Source organism: Streptomyces sp. NPDC001678 (assembly GCF_042892945.1).
Taxonomy (GTDB): Bacteria; Actinomycetota; Actinomycetes; order Streptomycetales; family Streptomycetaceae; genus Streptomyces.
On sequence record NZ_JBIAUP010000017.1, the window covers coordinates 108967 to 124720 of the forward strand.

Annotated in this window: 15 protein-coding genes; 7 read left to right on the forward strand and 8 right to left on the reverse strand. The window is 73.9% G+C overall.

Going from position 1 to position 15754, the window contains the following annotated elements; all coding sequences use genetic code 11:
* The first annotated feature begins 37 nt into the window (after positions 1-37).
* On the forward strand, positions 38-799 hold the full coding sequence (locus ACFYZR_RS28210; protein WP_391915107.1) for an SDR family NAD(P)-dependent oxidoreductase: 762 nt from the start codon (positions 38-40) through the stop codon (positions 797-799).
* An 80-nt stretch (positions 800-879) separates the two neighbouring features.
* Here the strand turns inward: ACFYZR_RS28210 and ACFYZR_RS28215 are convergent, their stop codons facing one another.
* On the reverse strand, positions 880-1935 hold the full coding sequence (locus ACFYZR_RS28215; protein WP_391915225.1) for a biotin/lipoate A/B protein ligase family protein: 1056 nt from the start codon (positions 1933-1935) through the stop codon (positions 880-882).
* Positions 1936-2175: 240 nt separating this feature from the next.
* Here ACFYZR_RS28215 and ACFYZR_RS28220 point away from each other — a divergent pair, with 240 nt between their 5' ends.
* The 4 genes from ACFYZR_RS28220 (at position 2176) to ACFYZR_RS28235 (ending at position 6858) form a co-directional block, all read left to right on the forward strand.
* Positions 2176-2658: a DUF3761 domain-containing protein gene (locus ACFYZR_RS28220; protein ID WP_391915109.1), complete on the forward strand. Its 483-nt coding sequence runs from the start codon at positions 2176-2178 to the stop codon at positions 2656-2658.
* Positions 2659-2674: 16 nt separating this feature from the next.
* Positions 2675-4468, forward strand: a complete 1794-nt coding sequence (locus ACFYZR_RS28225) for a gamma-glutamyltransferase family protein (protein WP_391915111.1) — start codon at positions 2675-2677, stop codon at positions 4466-4468.
* 99 nt (positions 4469-4567) lie between these two features.
* Positions 4568-5416 (forward strand): inositol monophosphatase family protein, encoded by an 849-nt coding sequence (locus tag ACFYZR_RS28230; protein ID WP_391915113.1) that lies wholly within the window; start codon positions 4568-4570, stop codon positions 5414-5416.
* A 35-nt stretch (positions 5417-5451) separates the two neighbouring features.
* Positions 5452-6858, forward strand: coding sequence for a phytoene desaturase family protein (locus ACFYZR_RS28235; RefSeq protein WP_391915228.1), 1407 nt, complete (start codon positions 5452-5454; stop codon positions 6856-6858).
* 16 nt (positions 6859-6874) lie between these two features.
* On the opposite strand, the gene ACFYZR_RS28240 is transcribed toward ACFYZR_RS28235, so the two are convergent.
* From ACFYZR_RS28240 to ACFYZR_RS28260, 5 genes are all read right to left on the reverse strand, one after another.
* Positions 6875-7693 (reverse strand): SDR family NAD(P)-dependent oxidoreductase, encoded by an 819-nt coding sequence (locus ACFYZR_RS28240; protein ID WP_391915115.1) that lies wholly within the window; start codon positions 7691-7693, stop codon positions 6875-6877.
* The gene (locus ACFYZR_RS28245) at positions 7680-9221 is read right to left on the reverse strand and encodes a class I adenylate-forming enzyme family protein (RefSeq protein WP_391915229.1); all 1542 of its coding nucleotides are present in this window, start codon (positions 9219-9221) and stop codon (positions 7680-7682) included. The genes ACFYZR_RS28240 and ACFYZR_RS28245 overlap by 14 nt, the downstream gene beginning before the upstream one ends.
* A gap of 1 nt (position 9222) precedes the next feature.
* Positions 9223-9813, reverse strand: coding sequence for a hypothetical protein (locus ACFYZR_RS28250; protein WP_391915117.1), 591 nt, complete (start codon positions 9811-9813; stop codon positions 9223-9225).
* A 90-nt stretch (positions 9814-9903) separates the two neighbouring features.
* Entirely contained in the window at positions 9904-10518 is a 615-nt protein-coding gene (locus ACFYZR_RS28255) for a Clp protease N-terminal domain-containing protein (RefSeq protein WP_391915118.1), read from the reverse strand.
* Positions 10519-10524: 6 nt separating this feature from the next.
* Positions 10525-10758 carry a hypothetical protein gene (locus ACFYZR_RS28260; protein ID WP_361699386.1) on the reverse strand — a complete coding sequence of 78 codons (234 nt, stop codon included), beginning with the start codon at positions 10756-10758 and terminating at the stop codon, positions 10525-10527.
* Positions 10759-10882: 124 nt separating this feature from the next.
* Between ACFYZR_RS28260 and ACFYZR_RS28265 the strand changes: the two genes are divergently transcribed.
* Together ACFYZR_RS28265 and ACFYZR_RS28270 are read left to right on the forward strand one after the other, a co-directional pair.
* Positions 10883-12388: a DNA-3-methyladenine glycosylase 2 family protein gene (locus ACFYZR_RS28265; protein WP_391915121.1), complete on the forward strand. Its 1506-nt coding sequence runs from the start codon at positions 10883-10885 to the stop codon at positions 12386-12388.
* A gap of 133 nt (positions 12389-12521) precedes the next feature.
* Complete coding sequence (locus tag ACFYZR_RS28270) at positions 12522-13028, forward strand: methylated-DNA--[protein]-cysteine S-methyltransferase (protein ID WP_391915123.1); 507 nt, start codon at positions 12522-12524, stop codon at positions 13026-13028.
* A gap of 113 nt (positions 13029-13141) precedes the next feature.
* Here ACFYZR_RS28270 and ACFYZR_RS28275 read toward each other — a convergent pair whose 3' ends face one another.
* Positions 13142-13882, reverse strand: coding sequence for an NAD-dependent deacetylase (locus ACFYZR_RS28275; RefSeq protein ID WP_391915125.1), 741 nt, complete (start codon positions 13880-13882; stop codon positions 13142-13144).
* Positions 13883-13969: 87 nt separating this feature from the next.
* Positions 13970-15667 carry a BCCT family transporter gene (locus ACFYZR_RS28280; protein WP_391915127.1) on the reverse strand — a complete coding sequence of 566 codons (1698 nt, stop codon included), beginning with the start codon at positions 15665-15667 and terminating at the stop codon, positions 13970-13972.
* Positions 15668-15754 lie beyond the last annotated feature (87 nt).

The window sequence follows — 15754 nt, forward strand, 5'->3', positions numbered from 1 at the left end:
GGCCTCCAGTCCCGGGAAACAATCAGAGGAGAAGAAGATGAGCCTCTCGCTCGTGGAAAAGGTCGCCGTCGTCACGGGCGGCGCGTCCGGGGTCGGCCTGGGCATCGCCCAGGAGTTCGTTGCCAACGGCGCCCGCGTGGTCATCACCGACCTGCACCAGGAGGCGCTCGACGAGGCGGTCGCGGCGATCGGACCGAACTGCTCGGGGATCGTGGCCGACGTCACCAAGCTCGCGGACATGGAGGCCGCCTACCGACAGGTGAAGGAGCGTCACGGGCGGCTCGACGCGGTCGTGGCCAACGCCGGGATCGGCGCGCACGCCCCGCTCGGGGCGATCACCGAGGAGCAGTTCGACCGGACCTTCGACGTCAACGCCAAGGGCGTCCTGTTCACCGTCCAGCCCGCGCTCGCGCTGCTGTCGCCCGGCGGCACCGTCGTCGTCATCGGCTCCACGGCGTCCATCCAGCCTCCACGAGGGATGAGCCTGTACGGCGGCTCGAAGGCCGCGGTACGCAACTTCATCCGGGCCTGGATCCAGGACACCAAGGGATCAGGCATCCGAATGAACATCCTCAGCCCCGGCGCGGTCGACACCGACTCCCTGCGCAGCGCACTGGCGATGGCACAGGGAGCCGACCACGTCGAGGCCGCCGTCAGGACCATGGGAGAGGGCAACCCGACCGGACGGATCGCCGACCCGCGCGAGATGGGAAAGGCCGCGGTCTTCCTCTCCAGCGACGCCTCCAGCTTCATCACCGGCGTCGAACTCTTCGCGGACGGCGGCATGGCACAGGTGTGAGCCGCCCGGCCCAGCGGTCCGGCCCACCCGACCGGGCCGGCCCCGCCCGGCGCGAAAGGGCGGGGCCGGGGCACCACTCCCTACGGCACGCGCGCCGTCCACTCCTCCGAGGAGAACTTCGTCGCGGCCAGTTCCTCCGCCCGCGCCATCTCCTCCGGAGTGACGGCACCGTCGGCGAGCCCGTACCGCCCCCGGAACGAGGCCACCATCCGCTCGATGACGGCCTCCCGTGCCAACCCCGTCTGCCGCCGCAACGGATCCACCCGCTTCTTCGCGGACTTCGTCCCCTTGTCGGAAAGCTTCTCCTTGCCGATGCGCAGCACATCGAGCATCTTGTCCGCGTCGATGTCGTACGCCATCGTCACGTGGTGCAGCACCGCGCCGCGGCCGGACACCACCCGCTTCTGCGCGGCGCCCGCGATCTTGCCCGCCTCCGTGGCGATGTCGTTGAGGGGCTGGTACCAGGCCTTGACGCCCATGCCCTCCAGCGCGCCGAGGACCCAGTCGTCGAGGTAGGCGTAGCTGTCGGCGAAGGACAGGCCCTGCACCAGGGCGTCCGGCACGCACAGCGAGTAGGTGATGGTGTTGCCCGGCTCGATGAACATGGCCCCGCCGCCGCTGATCCGGCGCACCACCGTCATCCCGTGGCGCTCCGCGCCCTCCGGGTCCACCTCGTTGCGCAGCGACTGGAAGCTGCCGATGACGACGGCCGGGGACGCCCACTCCCACACCCGCAGCGTGGGCGGCCGACGCCCGGCCGCGACCTCGGCGGTCAGCACCTCGTCCAGCGCCATGTGCAGGGCGGGGGACTGGGGGCCGTCGTGAATCAGCTGCCACTCATAGTGGTGCCAGTCGGTGGCCTGCGCCAGCGCCCGCCGCACCGCAATGCCCACGGCCTCGGAGGAGAAGCCGAACATCACGGTGCCCTCGGGCAGCGCCGCGTCGATGCGGGCGGCGAGCTCCGGGGCGGGGGTGTCGGCCGGGGCGCCCTCCAGGGCGCGGTTGATGTCGAGCAGCGCCTCGTCGGGTTCGAGGAAGAAGTCACCCGCGACCCTGACGTGGCGCAGTGCGCCGTCCTCGACCTCCAGGTCCACGACGACGAGCTTGCCGCCCGGAACCTTGTATTCGCCGTGCACGGCCGTGTCCTCCCGCTCGTTCTCTCCGGTCGGCCACCCGGCCGACTGCGGAATCAACCGTATCGCCACCATCTGGTGTCACTCCTGCGGTTGATCCGCCTACACTGTGTGTACCCCACAGGTAACGCTCTTTCTCCCCCCACTCGCTCTCCCGGTCTGCCGGGCGCCGGCTCGCGACCGGGTGCGGGGCCATGCGCGGAAGCGTTCCGCGCAGCAGTTCGTTCGAGGGGGAACCCGAACATGAGCATGGCCCTGACCCGCAGAGCGAGACGGGCCGGCGCGGCCCTCGCCGTCGCGCTGACCCTGGGACTCGGCACGGTCGCCTGTGACGACTCCGGCAAGGCCGCGGACACCGGGCCGACCGCCACCACCTCGGCGCCCGCCACACCGTCCGCGACGCCGTCGGCCGAGGAGACCTCGGCCGCGCCGTCGTCGCCGGCGCCCTCGCCCTCGCCCAGCAGCGCGTCCCCGACGACCGCGGCCCCGGCGCCCCGCGAGGGGACGTCCTCCACCGGTGGCGGAAGCGACCACTCCGGCGGCGGTTCCACCGGCACGACCTCCACCGGCGGCTCGTCCTCCACCGGCGGCTCGTCCTCGACCGGCGGTCACGCGGGCGCGTCCGCGATCTGCAACGACGGCTCGGCCTCCTACTCCGCGCACCGCAGGGGCACGTGCTCCCATCACGGCGGTGTCGCACAGTGGTTGAAGGATCTGCCCTCCTAAGGGTTTCCTGGGACGCATGTTCCCGACGTTCACCACCCGCCCCACCCTCCAGGGCACCTTCGGCATGGTGTCCTCCACCCACTGGCTGGCCTCCCAGTCCGCGATGGCGGTCCTGGAGAGCGGCGGCAACGCCTTCGACGCCGCCGTGGCCGCCGGGTTCGTGCTGCACGTCGTCGAGCCGCACCTCAACGGACCGGCCGGTGAGGTGCCCGCGCTGCTCGCCCCCGCCGGGGGACCGGTGCGGGTGCTGTGCGGCCAGGGCCCGGCACCCGCCGGGGCGAGCGTGGCGCACTACACCTCGCTCGGCCTGGAGCTCGTCCCCGGCACCGGCCCCCTGGCGGCGGCCGTGCCCGGCGCCTTCGACGCCTGGATGCTGCTGTTGCGCGACTACGGCACCAAGCCCCTGCGCGACGTGCTCGAGTACGCCATCGGCTACGCCGAGCACGGCCACGCGCCCGTCGAACGGGTCGGGGCGACCGTGGCCACCGTCAGGGAACTGTTCGAGACCGAGCCGGAGTGGGCGTCCTCCGCCGCCCTCTATCTGCCCGGCGGCAGGCCCCCGGCCCCCGGCGTCCTCTTCCGCAACCCCGCCCTCGCCGCCACCTGGCGCCGGCTCCTGGCCGAGGCGGAGGCGGCCGGGCCCGGCCGTGAGACGCGCATCGACGCCGCCCGCCGGGTCTGGCGCGAGGGCTTCATCGCCGAGGCCCTCGTCCGGTCCGCCGCCCGCCCCACCCTGGACACCTCCGGGGAACGCCACGCGGGCACCCTCACCGGCGACGACCTCGCCCGCCACCACGCCTCCTACGAGGACCCCGTCACCTTCGATCGGCAAGGCTGGACCGTCTGCAAGGCCGGCCCCTGGTCGCAGGGCCCCGTCCTCCTCCAGCAGCTGGCCCTGCTGCCCGAGCGGCCGCCCGCCTACGGCACGCCCGACTACGTCCACACCCTCATCGAGGGAAGCAAGCTCGCCATGGCCGACCGCGAGGCCTGGTACGGCGACGCCACCGGCGACGTACCACTGGACACACTGCTGTCGGACGCGTACAACGCCGGACGCCGGAAGCTGATCGGCGCCACCGCCTCGTACGAGCTGCGCCCCGGCAGCCCCGGGGGACGCGTCCCGCGCCTGGCCCGGGTCCCGGCGGGCGAGGTCCCGCCCGTCCGCGCGGGCGCCGGAGAACCCACCGTCGGCCCCGACGGCGCGACCTCCGGGGACACCTGCCACCTCGACGTCGTCGACCGCTGGGGCAACATGATCTCCGCGACGCCCAGCGGCGGCTGGCTCCAGTCCAACCCCGTCGTGCCCGGGCTCGGCTTCCCCCTCGGTACCCGGCTCCAGATGACCTGGCTGGAAGAGGGCCTGCCGAACAGCCTCACCCCCGGCCGCCGGCCGCGCACGACCCTCACCCCGTCCCTGGCCCTGCGCGGCGGGGAGCCCGTCCTGGCCTTCGGCACCCCCGGCGGCGACCAGCAGGACCAGTGGCAGCTCCACTTCTTCCTCGCCGTCGCGCTGCGCCCCGAGGTGCGCGGCGGGCTCGACCTCCAGGGCGCCATCGACGCGCCCAACTGGCACCAGGAGGGCTTCCCCGGCTCGTTCTTCCCGCGCGTCGCCCGCCCCGGCGCCGTCACCGTCGAATCGCGGCTCGGGGAGAGCCTCATCACAGAGCTGCGCCGCCGGGGGCACGACGTGACGGTCGGCGGGCCGTGGTCGGAGGGGCGGCTGTGCGCGGTGGCACGCGACCCGGAGACGGGCGTGCTGTCGGCGGCGGCCAATCCGCGCGGGATGCAGGGGTACGCGGTGGGACGGTGAGGGGTCCACGAGGCGGCGGTGACCAGGCGTTCACCGGAACATCATCGTGAGGCCATCGCCACACCACCGGTGGTCGACCCCACGTGGTTCGATATTCATATGGTTCAGACGATCGAAAAGTCCCTCGCCGCTTTCCTCGAGGGCGACCTCCGCGAGGTCGAGGAGGCGGTCCGCAAGGCGGCCGCGACCGAAATCCTGCCGCGCTTCCGGCAGCTCGCCGCGGACGAGATCGTGGAGAAGAACGGCCCGCACGACCTCGTCACCGTCGCCGACCGGCTCGCCGAGGAACAGCTCACCGACGCCCTCACCGCCCTGCTGCCCGGCTCGGTGGTGGTCGGCGAGGAGGCCGTGCACGCCGACCCGTCCGTGCTCGACGCCCTCGGCGGGGACGCCCCGGTGTGGATCGTCGACCCGGTCGACGGCACCCGCCAGTTCGTCCACGGCGACCCCGGCTTCGCCACCCTCGTCTGCCTCGCCCACCGTGGCGAGCTGCTGGTCTCCTGGACGTACGCCCCCGCGCTCGACGAGCTGGCCGTCGCCCGGCGCGGCCGGGGAGCGGTGCTCAACGGCGTACCGCTGCGCTCCGGTTCCCCGGAGCCGGGCCGCGATCTGACGGTCGCGACCTCGCACTACGACTTCACCACCGACGAGCAGAAGCGCGTCCTGGGGACGCTGCTCACCGACGGCGTCGCCCCCCGCCCCTGTGGCTCGGCGGGGCTGGAGTACCTGGCCGTGGCCCGGGGCACCCTGGATTCGACGGCTTTCTCCTGGGAGAACGCCTGGGACCACGCGGCGGGACTGCTGCTGGTCGCCGAGGCGGGCGGGGCGAGCGCCACCGTCGCGGACGAGCCCTTCCGGATCACCGGGGGCAACGCCCTTCCCTTCAGCGCCGCGCGGGACGAGAAGACGCTGCGGCATATCCTGGGTCTGCTGGCGTCCGCCGGCTGACCAAAGGGGAGACGAGGGGAGCGCCGGTGGCCACCATGCTCGACGTCGTGGTCGTGGGGGCGGGGCCCAACGGGCTGACCGCCGCCGTGGAACTCGCCCGGCGCGGCCTCGCCGTCGAGGTCTTCGAAGCCGCCGACGCCATCGGGGGCGGTGCCCGCACCGAGGAGCTGACCCTGCCGGGCTTCCGGCACGACCCGTGCTCCGCCGTCCACCCCCTCGCGGTCCGCTCGCCCGCCTTCGCGGGCATGCCGCTGGACCTCCACGGCCTGGAGTGGATCCACCCCGAGCTGCCGCTCGCCCACCCCTTCCCCGACGGGACGGCCGCCGTGCTCTCCCGGGAGGTCGGCGAGACCGCCGCCTCGCTCGGCCCGCGCGACGCGGGCCGCTACCGCCGGCTCGTCGCGCCCTTCCACGGCCGCTGGGACACCGTGGCCGCCGACTTCCTGCGCACCCAGTGGGACGGGCTGCCCCGCGACCCGGTCACCTACGCCCGCTTCGGGCTGGTCGCCGGGCAGTCCGCCGGACTGCTGGCCAGGACCCGCTTCCACGACGAGAAGGCCCGCGGTCTCCTCGCGGGGCTCGCCGCCCACGGCATCGCCCCGCTCAGCGGCTTCGGCACCGGCGGCATGGCCCTGCTCTTCGCGCTCGCCGCCCACGAGTGCGGCTGGCCCGTACCGCGCGGCGGCTCGCAGTCCATCGCCGACGCCCTCGGCTCGTACCTCCGCGAGCTGGGCGGCGTCATCCACACCGGCTTCGAGGTCAAGCACCTCGACGACCTGCCGCCCGCCCGGGCGTTCGTCTTCGACACCTCGCCGACCGCGCTCGCCCGGATCGCGGGACTCGGCGACGCCTACCGGAACTTCCGCTACGGACCCAGCGTCTTCAAGATCGACTACGCGCTGGACGGGCCCGTGCCCTGGACGGCCGAGGCCGCCCGCCGGGCCGGGACCGTCCATGTCGGCCCCACCTTCGGGGAGATCGGGGAGGCGCTGCGGGCCGCCGTCGAGGGCGACGACCCGTCCGTCCCCTTCCTCATCACCGCCCAGCCCAGCATCATCGACCCCACCCGCGCCCCCGAGGGCAAACACACCTTCTGGGTCTACGGTCATGTGCCCAGCGGCTGGGAGGGCGACGCCACCGAGGTGATTGAGCGTCAGATCGAGCGCTTCGCCCCGGGTTTCCGCGATCGCGTCCTCGCCCGCGCCACGGCCGGACCGCCCGAGCTCGCGGCGCGCAACGCCAACTACGTCGGCGGCGACATCGCCACGGGCTCGGTGGCGGGCCTGCGGCTGCTGCTGCGCCCCAGGCTCGCGCGCGTCCCCTACGCCACCGCGCACCCGGCCGTCTTCCTGTGCTCCTCGGCCACCCCGCCGGGCCCGGGAGTGCACGGCATGTCCGGCCACCACGCGGCCCGGGCGGTCTGGCGCAAGCTCTTCGCGTGACGGGACAGGGGGATCCTCACCCCTGCCGGGCCGCGCCGTGGACGTCCTCGACCGTCAGGTAGCGGCCCGACAGCGCCGCGGCCGGGCCCGTGGCCAGTTCGAGGACGGCGCCGACCGCCCGGGGGAGCGGAACGGACCGCCCGGCCTCGATCTCCGCACGGATCCAGCGGGCGCGGCGGCGGCGCCAGGGGTCGGCCGAGTCGATCTCGGTCAGCGCGCTCGTGGTGAGTCCGGTCGCCACGAGCCCCGGGTGGAGGCTGAAGGCCAGGACGTTGTGAGGGCGGGCCTCGCTGGCGATGTTCTCGATGAACGTGATGCCCGCGGCCTTGGCGACGGAGTAGGACGACAGCGTGGGCCAGCGGTGCCGTCCCGCCGCGCTGCTGATGCTGATGACGCGGCCGCCACCGTGACGGATCATCAATGGAAGCACGGCGTGCACGGTGGCGAAGGTGCTCAGTGTGTTGACGCGCACCGCCTCCCACCACTGTTCGACCGGGATCTCCCAGGTGAGGCCGATGGGGCCTTCCACACCGGCGTTGTCGATGAGGACGTCGACGCGGCCGAGGTCGGAATGGATCCGCCGTATGGCGGCGGCCGCCGCCGCCATGTCGCTGACATCGGCGCACACCGGTGTGACCGGACGGCCCGGTCGCGTGGGCAGCGCGGCGGCGAGGCGCTCCAGCGCCGGGCGGGTGCGCGCGACGACGGCCAGCCGGAAGCCCCGTTCGGCACAGGCGGTGGCGATGGCCGCCCCGAGCCCGCCGGTGGCGCCGGTGATGACGACGACGGGCGGGTCGTCGGTGAGGCGCTCACCGGTCGCGTCATACGGCGGCATGGGGCATGTCCTCCTGCTCGGGTGCGCCGTAGCGCTCGCGCAACGCGGCACGGTCGAGTTTGCCGGTGGCCGAAAGGGGCAGCCGCTCGGCGAAGTCGACGGAGCGGGGCACCTTGTACCGGGCGAGCAGGCGGCGGCAGTGGCCGAGCAGTTCCTCGGCGTCCGGCCGGCCGCCGGGCCCGGGAACGACCACGGCATGAGGGACCTCGCCGCGCCGGTGATCCGCACGGGCGATCACGGCGGCGTCCTCGACCCGGGGGTGAGCACGCAGAACGTCCTCGACCTCGGCGGGCTCCACGCTGTACCCGCCGGTCATGATGGTGTCCTTGGAGCGTCCGACGACGCGGACGCAGCCGTGCTCGTCGCGGAGCACCAGGTCGCCGGTGCGCAGCCAGCCGTCGTCGTCGGTGACGGGGGTCACCTGCCGGGAGCCGTCCCGGCGGCCGGGGGTGACCTGGGCGCCTCGCACCCACAGCTCGCCGGCCGTGCCGGCCGGTGCCGGCCGGCCGGATGCGTCGGCTGCCCGGTGGTCGACGACGCGGACTTCCAGGCCCGGGACGGGGACGCCGGCACTGTCCCGGCAGGAATCCGCGGTGGGGCTCAGTCCCGGGCCGCCGAGTTCGGTCATCCCCCAGCTCTGCAGCAACTCGACGCCGGTGCGCCGGTGCCAGTCCTCGCGCAGGTCGGCGGGCGTCTGCTGCCCCGCGCTCAGGCAGCGCCGCAGAGCGGTCGGCCGCCACGGCCCGTCGGCGGCCTCCAGCAGTCCGCGGTAGACGGTCGGCACCGCCTCGACGACGGTGACGTCGCGGGCGGCCAGCTCCTCCAGCCACCGGGCCGGCTCGAAGGCACGGGAGGAGACCAGCAGCGTCGCCCCCGCCAGCAGGGTCGAGACCGCCGCGAGATGGCCGTAGGCGTGCGCGAGGGGGATGGGGACGGCCACCACGTCATCGGGGGCGCGGTGCCGGTGGCGCCAGAAGCCGGTCGCGAGGTGGAGCGCCCGTCCTGTCTGGACCAGGGGACGGCAGGCGCCCGTCGATCCCGATGTGTGCATGACCATGCAGGGGGCGTCCGCCCCGGAGCGTTGCCTCACGCCTCCTGCCGCTCCGCGTGGACCGCGTGGACCGCGTGCGACCGGTCGTTCCGGCGGCACCGCGATCACGTGCACGCGCAGTCCCCGCCCGGTGCACAGTTCCTCGACGCCGTCCGCCTGTTCCGGGCCGGTCAGCACCGCCCGGGGGCGGACGTGCTCCAGCACGCGGGCGATCTCGTGCTCGGTGAGCACGGCGTTCACCGGTGCCACCGCCATGCCCGCCTTGTGTACGGCGAGATACGCGGCGATCCAGGAACCGCCGTTGGGCAGGAGCACCGCGGCGCAGTCCTGCGGGGTGTCCGCCAGCGGGCGCAGCGTGGCGGCCAGTGAGGAGGACCAGTCGTCCAACTCGGCATAGGAATGGGCCGCGGTCCCGTCGAGGACGGCGATGCCGGCGTCGTTCGCGGAGAGCGCGTCGATCAGGGCGTCACGGAACATCTCAGGCACGCCCTCCGGCTGTCGCCGCCTCGGTCCGTGTCCCGGGCGGAATGACACGGGGGTTGAACAGCTCGCGGATATAGGCCCACGGCTTGTCGGCGGCGTTCAGGGTGTAGTCCTTGAAAGCGCAGTGCGTGGCCGGGGATTGCGGCCACCGCGTCAGGCCGGTCCGGTTGATCCGGCGGCTCATCGGCAGGCCCGCCGCGGCGAACGCGAACCCGATGGGCCGGGTCCGGTCCCGCATCGCCGCGTCGACCCGTTGGTCCTTACCGGCCCGCGCCACCACGATGTTGACCGACACCACCTCACCGTCACGGCTGACCAGGCGGGTGCGGCGCACCAGGCACTCGTCGTCCGCCGCCAGGGCCAACAGCCCGCGCGCGGCCGCCTCCACATGCCGCCCCGGCGTCGTCTCGACGCCGTCCACCCGCGGTGTGAGGACCGCTTGTGTGAGTGCCTGGAGCAGGACGGTGGTCAGGCCGTCGCTGGCCAGCAGTATGCGGGTGACAGGCGACCGGAAATCCGAGGTCGCGTGTGAAGTACGGTCCGGGAGCAACGGCTCGGTCCGCGCGGCCCACCGCGCGTCGGTCATCGGCACGACCGGCCCAACGACTGATTGATCCAATTGGCAACTACCGGGAACCGTAAAAGCCGTGGCCCGGCGGCACAGTCCTGCCGCGGGCTACGCCGCCTGCCCCAGGTCGGCCAGTACCCCGGCGCGCAGCGCCGCGGGCTCCACGCCGAGGCGCCGGAAGTAGTCCGCCGTCGTCTCGTCGTCGCAGCCGAGCACGCCCAGCAGGACGTGTTCGAGGCCGATGTGATCGCTCTTCAGAGTCCGCGCCTCGCGCAGGGAGCCTTCCAGCGCCCTCTTCGCGCGGGGCGCGAAGGGGATGTGGCCCACGATTCCGGCGGGTTTGCGGCCCAGCCCGAACAGCCGCCGTCCCTCCGGTTCGGGTGCCGGTGGCGGCGCGTCCAGCGCGCCGGGCCCGAACGCCCGTTCCGCCTGGTCGCGTACCGCGTCGAGATCGATGCCGAAGGCGCGCAGCGCCTCCGCGTCGTCCTCGTCGAAGTGGCTGTCCGATGCCGGTGCCGATGCCGGATCCTGGTCGAAGGCGGCGCGGCAGCCCTCGGCGGTGACGCCGAAGCGGGCCAGCGTGGTGCCGGCCGGCGCAGCCGCGTGGGCGGCGATCGCCAGCAGCAGATGCTCCGTGCCGATCCGCGCGTGTCCCAGCGTGCGCGCCTCCTCCTGGGCCTCGACGACCGCGAATCGCGCGTCCTTGGTGAACCGGTTGAACATGCCTGTCTACCTCCTGGCGTGCTTCTTGTGGACCGCCTGCCTGCTGACCCCGAGGGCGCCGCCGATCTCCTCCCAGGACCAGCCCTGCCGGCGCGCGCTGTCGATCTGAAGGGCCTCCAGCCGCTCGACCAGCCGCCGCAGCGCGGCGACGGCGCGCAGCCCCACTCGGGGGTCCGGGCTCATCGCGGCTTGGGTGGTGCCCACCGCGTCGTTGGATTCCGTCGCTTCGGTTCCGGCCATGCTGTCAACCTAGGATGACAAATGGCGGCTGTCAACCATCATTGACAAACCGGGGACGGCGCCCGCCGGCCTTGATGTCGGATTTCCGCGAGCACCGGGCCCCTGGAAGATCGACCCTTGAGGCATGCACACCGACTTCGACCGCTGCGTACGGGCCGTCCAGTCCAAGGACGCGCGCTTCGACGGCTGGTTCTTCACCGCCGTGCTCACCACACGCATCTACTGCCGTCCCAGCTGCCCCGTGGTGCCGCCGAAGGAACGGAACATGACCTTCTACCCCAGCGCGGCCGCCGCCCAGCAGGCCGGCTTCCGGGCCTGCAAACGCTGCCGTCCCGACGCCGCCCCCGGATCGCCGCAGTGGAACGAACGCGCCGACCTCGTCGCCCGCGCCATGCGCCTCATCGCCGACGGCACCGTCGACCGCGAAGGCGTCGGCGGCCTCGCCGCCCGCCTCGGCTACAGCACCCGCCAGATCGAACGCCGGCTGCTCGCCGAGCTCGGCGCCGGACCCCTCGCCCTCGCCCGGGCCCAGCGCGCCCAGACCGCCCGCGTCCTGATGGAGACCAGCGACCTGCCCATGGCCGACGTCGCCTTCGCCGCCGGCTTCTCCGCCCTGCGCACCTTCAACGAGACCGTCCGCGAGGTCTACGCGCTCACCCCCACCGACCTGCGCGCCCGCGCCGCGCGCGGCAGGGGTCCGGCCACCCCCGGCACCCTGGCGCTGCGGCTGCCCTTCCGGGCGCCCCTGTGCCCCGACAACCTCTTCGGGCTGCTCGCCGCCACCGCCGTCCCCGGCGTGGAGGCGTGGCGCGACGGCGCGTACCACCGCACCCTGCGCCTCCCCTACGGGCAGGGCACGGTCGCGCTCGCCCCCCGCCCCGGCCATATCGACTGCCGGCTCGCCCTCACCGACCTCCGCGACCTGACGGGCGCCATCAGCCGCTGCCGCGCGCTGCTCGACCTCGACGCCGACCCGGAGGCCGTCGACGAACGGCTGCGCGCCGACCCCGCACTCGCGCCCCTCGTCGCCACCGCCCCCGGCCGCCGCGTCCCGCGCACGGTGGACGCCGACGAACTCGCCGTACGGGCCGTACTGGGCCAGCAGGTGTCGACCGCCGCCGCCCGCACCCTCGCCGCACGGCTCGTCGCCGCGCACGGCGAACCCGTGACCCCGCCCGAGGGCGGCCCCGGCGCCGGCCTCACCCACCTCTTCCCGTCCGCCGAGGCGCTCGCCGCCCTCGACCCCGCCGCCCTGGCCATGCCCGCCGGCCGCCGGGCCACCCTCGTCCGCACCGTCCGGGCGCTCGCCGACGGCGAACTCGCCCTCGGCACCGGCAGCGACCGGGAGCACGCCCGCGCGCGGCTCGCCGCGCTGCCGGGCATCGGGCCCTGGACGGCGGAGATCATCGCGATGCGCGCCCTCGGCGACCCCGACGCCTTCCCCGCCACCGACCTCGGGGTGCGGCGCGCGGCCGCCCGGACCGGACTGCCCGCGACCCCGGCCGCCCTGACCCGGCACGCCGCGGCCTGGCGGCCCTGGCGCGCGTACGCCGTGCAGTACCTGTGGTCGGCCGACGACCACGCCGCCGCCCGCATGCCCGCCCAAGCCGCTCCGCCGGAAGCGCGGTAGCCGGAAGCGCGGTAGCCCGGCTGCGGGCCGTCAATGGCCGGTCGCGCCCACGCGGCGGCAGCCGCTTATCGACACTGTCCCGCGCCCCTTCGGGGCGCGGTACCGCATCGGACAACCCGTGAGGAGACCTCCCATGAACCGCGTCCACACCGTCGTCGACAGCCCCTACGGCCCCCTCACGCTCGTCGCCACCGACGGCGTCCTGTCCGGCCTCTACATGACCGGCCAGCGCCACCGCCCGCCCCAGGACACCTTCGGCGACCGCGCGGCCGAACCCCTCGACCCCGACGGGCCGTTCCCCGAGGCGATCAGCCAGCTGACCGCCTACTTCGCGGGCCGGCGCACCGCCTTCGACCTCCCGCTGCGGCTGGAGGGCACCCCCTTCCAGCGCCGCGTCTGGGAGGAGCTGCGGCGGATCCCCTACGGGCGGACCGCCTCCTACGGCGAGCTCGCCGAGCGCCTCGGCGCCCCGGGCGCCGCCCGGGCCGTCGGCCTCGCCAACGGCAGGAACCCCGTGGGCATCATCGTCCCCTGCCATCGTGTCGTCGGCGCGAACGGAGATCTGACGGGGTATGGCGGTGGGCTGGAGCGCAAGCGGCTGCTGCTGGCGCACGAGAGCGGTCCGGAGCGGCTGTTCTGAGCGGTCCGCCAGAATCGCGGTCCGGATACCTGCGGGCCGGTGGGGGCTTGTCGCGCCCACGCGGCGGCAGCCGCATGACGGCACTGCCCCGCGCCCCTTACGGGGCGCCCGGCTTACGGGGCGGTACCGCCCAGCCGCTCCAGCACCGCTGGCAACGCGCTCCCGATCGGCTCGCGCACGATCTCGTCGGCGCGGTCGTCGTACGGCGTGGGCTCGGCGTTGACGATGATCAGCCGGGCGCCGTGGTCGGCCGCGAGGCCGGCGAGGGAGGCGGCGGGGTGCACCGTGAGGCTCGTACCGACCGCGACGAACACCTCGCAGGCCTTGGCGACGGCCACCGCCTCGCCCAGCACCACCGGGTCCAGGCCCTCGCCGAACATGACCGTGGCCGACTTCAGGATGCCGCCGCACGACTCGCACGCCGGGTCCGGGTCCCCGGCCGCCACCCGCTCCAGCGCCTCCGCCATGCCGGAACGCGCGTGGCACCCGGTGCACTCCACCGCCCGTGCCGTGCCGTGGAGTTCGAGGACCTTGCGCTCCGGCATGCCCGCCAGCTGGTGCAGCCCGTCGACTTTCTGCGTGATGACGCGCACGGGAGTGCCGGAGCGCTCCAGGCGGACCACGGCCTCGTGCGCGGCGTTCGGACGGGCGCGCAGCGTCGGCGCGTCCCGGCGCATCCGCCAGGAGCGGCGGCGGATCTCGGGGTCCGCCATGTAGTACGCGTACGTGACGAGCTTCTCGGCCTCCGGGTCCCGCCGCCACAGGCCATTGGGGCCCCGGTAGTCGGGGATACCGGAGTCGGTGGAGATTCCGGCGCCGCTGAGGATCGCCACGAGAGGTCGTCTGTCCGTCATGCCGCGAGCGTACGTGCGACCCGGCGCGGCGGCACGCGCATTTCCCCCGGCGTTCCGGCGACCGGACGCCGCGTCAGGCACGCCCCGTCAGGCGGACGGCCCGGTCCCGCCGCGCCCCTCCTCGTCCCGGTCCCGCGCGCTGTCCGCGAGCCGGCGCAGCCGGGCGTGGCGCACCGGCCCGTGCTCGGTGATGGCCTCGCCGACCATCGTCCGCAGGGCGTCCCGCAGGCCGTGGAGGGCGTGGTGCCGCGCGGGTCCGGCGCCCGGGTCCGTGCGCAGCTCGGACAGCAGTGACCAGCACACCGCCAGCATCACCAGGACGAAGGGCAGCGCGACCAGGATCGTCGCCGACTGGAGGGACTTCAGCCCGCCCGCCACCAGCAGCACCGCCGCCACCGCGGCCATCAGCACGCCCCACACCACCACCAGCCAGGTGCGCGGATGGAGGGCGCCGCGGCTGGAGAGCGAGCCCATCACCAGCGACGCGGAGTCCGCGCTGGTGATGAAGTACGTCATCACCAGCGCCATCGCGATCCATGAGGTGAGCGTGGCCAGCGGCAGGGTGTCCAGCAGGGCGAACAGGGAGGATTCCGCGCCCTCCTTGACCGTGCCGGCCATGTCCGCGGCCCCGGTCAGGTCCAGGCGCAGCGCGCTGCCGCCCATCACACAGAACCACACCACCGTCGCCCCGCTGGGCACCAGCAGCACTCCGATGAGGAACTCGCGTACCGTCCGGCCGTGGGAGATCCGGGCGATGAACGTGCCGACGAACGGCGCCCACGACAGCCACCACGCCCAGTAGAAGATCGTCCACGCGCCCAGCCACTGGGAGTCGGTGAAGGCGCCGGTACGGGTGGCGAGCGTGAGCAGGTCGTTGAGATAGCCGCCCGTGGCGGCCGGGATCGTGTTGAGGACGAAGACGGTCGGCCCGAGGAGGAAGACGAAGAGCATCAGGACGGCGGCCAGCGCGATGTTGAGGGTGCTGAGCCACTTGACGCCCTTGTGGAGCCCGGAGAAGGCGGAGAGCACGAAGGCCGCCGACAGCGCCGCGATGATGACGAGTTCGAGGCCCGTGGTGTCCTTCAGCCCGGCCGTGATGTTCAGCCCTTTGGACACCTGGAGGGCGCCCAGGCCCAGGCTGGTCGCCGTGCCGAAGACCGTGGCGAAGACCGCGAGGAGGTCGACGACCCGCCCCGGCCAGCCGTCCGCCCGCTCCTGGCCGAGGAGGGGGACGAACACCGAACTGAGCCGGTTTCCCCGGCCCTTGCGGAACCCCGCGTAGGCGAGCGCGAGGCCGGCCGTGCCGTAGATGGCCCACGGGTGGAGCGTCCAGTGGAAGAACGAGTACTCCAGGGCCGTACGCGCGGCGGCGGCCGAGCCCGCCGTCACCCCGGTGCCCGGGGGCGGGGAGACGAAGTGCTGGAGCGGCTCGCCGACGCCGTAGAACATCAGCCCGATGCCCATGCCGGCGCTGAACATCATCGCGATCCACGCCAGATTGCCGAACTCCGGAGTCGAGTCGTCCGCGCCCAGCCGGATCCGGCCGTACCGGCTGAAGGCGATCGCCACGCACAGCACGAGGAAGACATCGGCCGCGATCACGAACAGCCAGGCGAAATTGGACAGCACCCAGCCCAGCGCCGATGTCGAGACCCGGTCGAAGGACTCCCCGGCCAGCGCGGCCCAGGCCACGACCGCCAGGACCGCGGCCATGCCGATGGCGACGAGGGGCGGGTCCGGGGCCTCCGTGCGCTCCGTGGACCGCTCCGTGTGCTCGGTGCTCATGACGCCCCACTATGGCCGGGAATGGCCCGATCGGTCGTGCGGGCGCGCCGCCCGGGCCCGGGGGAGTGCGGCGGTTCCTCCCGTGAG

Excerpts from the sequence above, each read along its gene's own strand:
- ACFYZR_RS28225 (WP_391915111.1), top strand. The coding sequence starts at position 2,675 with ATGTTCCCGACGTTCACCACCCGCCCCACCCTCCAGGGCACCTTCGGC.
- ACFYZR_RS28270 (WP_391915123.1), top strand. The coding sequence starts at position 12,522 with ATGAACCGCGTCCACACCGTCGTCGACAGCCCCTACGGCCCCCTCACG.
- ACFYZR_RS28275 (WP_391915125.1), bottom strand. The coding sequence starts at position 13,882 with ATGACGGACAGACGACCTCTCGTGGCGATCCTCAGCGGCGCCGGAATC.
- ACFYZR_RS28280 (WP_391915127.1), bottom strand. The coding sequence starts at position 15,667 with ATGAGCACCGAGCACACGGAGCGGTCCACGGAGCGCACGGAGGCCCCG.
- ACFYZR_RS28265 (WP_391915121.1), top strand. The coding sequence starts at position 10,883 with ATGCACACCGACTTCGACCGCTGCGTACGGGCCGTCCAGTCCAAGGAC.
- ACFYZR_RS28255 (WP_391915118.1), bottom strand. The coding sequence starts at position 10,518 with ATGTTCAACCGGTTCACCAAGGACGCGCGATTCGCGGTCGTCGAGGCC.
- ACFYZR_RS28250 (WP_391915117.1), bottom strand. The coding sequence starts at position 9,813 with ATGACCGACGCGCGGTGGGCCGCGCGGACCGAGCCGTTGCTCCCGGAC.
- ACFYZR_RS28235 (WP_391915228.1), top strand. The coding sequence starts at position 5,452 with ATGCTCGACGTCGTGGTCGTGGGGGCGGGGCCCAACGGGCTGACCGCC.
- ACFYZR_RS28245 (WP_391915229.1), bottom strand. The coding sequence starts at position 9,221 with ATGTTCCGTGACGCCCTGATCGACGCGCTCTCCGCGAACGACGCCGGC.
- ACFYZR_RS28260 (WP_361699386.1), bottom strand. The coding sequence starts at position 10,758 with ATGGCCGGAACCGAAGCGACGGAATCCAACGACGCGGTGGGCACCACC.
- ACFYZR_RS28220 (WP_391915109.1), top strand. The coding sequence starts at position 2,176 with ATGAGCATGGCCCTGACCCGCAGAGCGAGACGGGCCGGCGCGGCCCTC.
- ACFYZR_RS28230 (WP_391915113.1), top strand. The coding sequence starts at position 4,568 with ATGGTTCAGACGATCGAAAAGTCCCTCGCCGCTTTCCTCGAGGGCGAC.
- ACFYZR_RS28210 (WP_391915107.1), top strand. The coding sequence starts at position 38 with ATGAGCCTCTCGCTCGTGGAAAAGGTCGCCGTCGTCACGGGCGGCGCG.
- ACFYZR_RS28240 (WP_391915115.1), bottom strand. The coding sequence starts at position 7,693 with ATGCCGCCGTATGACGCGACCGGTGAGCGCCTCACCGACGACCCGCCC.